The 2,044-nt window shown below is 69.9% G+C and carries 2 protein-coding genes and 1 pseudogene; all 3 read right to left on the minus strand.

The window, feature by feature from the left end:
• Window positions 1-432 (minus strand): shikimate kinase (locus Y706_RS28060; RefSeq protein ID WP_275450879.1); only part of this gene is annotated, 432 nt, incomplete at its 3' end.
• A gap of 53 nt (window positions 433-485) precedes the next feature.
• A complete protein-coding gene (gene aroC / locus Y706_RS0109880; RefSeq protein ID WP_028276469.1) occupies window positions 486-1,685 on the minus strand; it encodes a chorismate synthase in 1,200 nt (399 codons plus the stop codon).
• Between the two features lie 26 nt (window positions 1,686-1,711).
• A pseudogene (locus Y706_RS30160) lies at window positions 1,712-2,044 on the minus strand (shikimate dehydrogenase); the annotation flags it as partial.

Genomic DNA, 2,044 nt, shown 5'->3' on the forward strand with positions numbered 1-2,044 from the left:
GAGCCGTTCGTAGACCGGCTGCCGGGTGGCGAACAAGGTCCGCCACCGGCCCATGGCGTCGCCGGCCAGGAGCGGCCGGCCCGAATTTCTGGCGATGCGTTCCGCTACAGTCCCGGCGTCGCATTCGAGGTAAACAACGGTACAGCGGCCCAGGAGCTGCTGGGTACCGGAATCAAGGACGGCCCCGCCGCCGAGCGAAATGACGGCAGTGCCGCCCTGCGCCTCTTCGATGGCCTGGGCCACGGCCCGCGCCTCCATTTCGCGGAAGGCGTGCTCGCCGCGGCTGGCGAAGATCTCGGCAATCGTCCCGTGCTGGGCAACGACGAGGGCGTCGGTGTCCATGAAGGCGCACCCCAAGTGCTCGGCGAGCTGCTGTCCGATCGCCGATTTGCCCACGGCCATCGGTCCGATCAGGACCACCGGGCCAACGATATTTGCCGCGGGCGCCGCCGCGGCGGAGGGCCCGTCGGTTTTCCCGGCCGGCACTAGTGGCCGATCGAGTCCAGGGACGCCGGAATGCTGTCCAGGTAACCCTTGATGTTGCGCGCGGTCTCCTGCACGGAGTCACCGCCGAATTTTTCCGCGACCGCTTCGGCGATCACGAGGGCCACCATGGCCTCGGCCACCACACCGGCGGCCGGCACGGCACAGACGTCGGAGCGCTGGTGGTGGGCCTTGGCGGCCTCCCCCGTGCTGACGTCGACCGTCCTGAGCGCGCGGGGCACGGTGGCGATCGGTTTCATGGCGGCACGGACGCGCAGGACATCGCCAATGCTCATGCCGCCCTCGATCCCGCCTGCGCGGTTGGAGGTACGGATGATCTTGCCGTCCGCGTCCTTGACGATCTCGTCGTGGGCGGCGGAGCCGCGGCGCGCGGCGGTCAGGAAGCCGTCGCCGACTTCAACGCCCTTGATGGCCTGGATGCCCATGAGGGCGGCCGCCAGACGCGAGTCGAGGCGCCGGTCCCAGTGCACGTAGCTGCCGAGTCCCGGCGGGAGGCCGTAGGCAAGCACTTCGACGACGCCGCCGAGGGTTTCGCCTTCCTTGTGCGCGACGTCGACCTCGGCCACCATGGCGTCCGAGGTTTCGCGGTCGAAGCAGCGCAGCGGGTCGGCATCCAGGGCGAGCACGTTGCCCGGCACCGGCAGCGGCCGGCCCTCCGGCACGGCGACGCTGGCGATGGATACGGTGTGGGAGACGAGCTCGATGCCGAGCTGCTTGAGGAAGGCCGCGGCGACCGTGCCGAGCGCCACCCTCGTGGCCGTCTCGCGGGCGCTGGCGCGCTCCAGGACCGGGCGGGCCTCGTCGAAGCCGTATTTCTGCATGCCGGTGAAGTCTGCGTGGCCGGGCCGCGGGCGCGTCAGCGGGGCGTTCCGGGCCTGGTCGGCCAGGATTTCGGGCTCCACGGGATCGGAGGACATGATCTGTTCCCACTTGGGCCATTCGGTGTTGCCGACCTGGATGGCGACGGGGCCGCCCTGGGTCAGGCCGTGGCGGACTCCGCCGAGGATCGTGACCACGTCCTGCTCGAATTTCATCCGGGCGCCGCGGCCATAGCCGAGCCGGCGGCGGGCCAACGCCTCGCTGATGTGGGCGCTGGTGAGTTCCACACCGGCGGGCACGCCTTCAATTATTCCGACCAGTGCCGGGCCATGGGATTCTCCGGCAGTCAACCAACGCAACATACATTCCATCCTGCCATGTCGGGCGGTTAGAACACCCGTCGGGGCGCCCCGACTGCGTCACACATCACATCTGTGACACTGGCAGGGAGGGCCTCGCCCAGCCCGGTGAAGTGCCGTACCTGCTCCACCGCCTGGTAGATCAGCATTTCCAGTCCGGGGACCACCGTGCCGCCGGCGGCCTGCCAGACCGCGGCGATCCGGCTGGGCCATGGATCATAGGCGACGTCCAGGAGGACGCCCGGGCTGCCATGCGGAGGCAGTTCTCCTGGCCGTTTCGCCGCCAGCTCTTCGGCCAGTTCCCCGGCCAGTGCGTCTGCCGCGCGGGGCGGCAGTGTGGAGATGACGACGTCGGCCGCGGC

The sequence above is a fragment of the Arthrobacter sp. I3 genome (assembly GCF_000520575.1).
Lineage (GTDB): Bacteria > Actinomycetota > Actinomycetes > Actinomycetales > Micrococcaceae > Arthrobacter > Arthrobacter humicola_A.

Bases quoted from the DNA above. Each gene is read 5' to 3' on its own strand.
- aroC (WP_028276469.1), bottom strand. From the start codon at position 1,685: ATGTTGCGTTGGTTGACTGCCGGAGAATCCCATGGCCCGGCACTGGTC.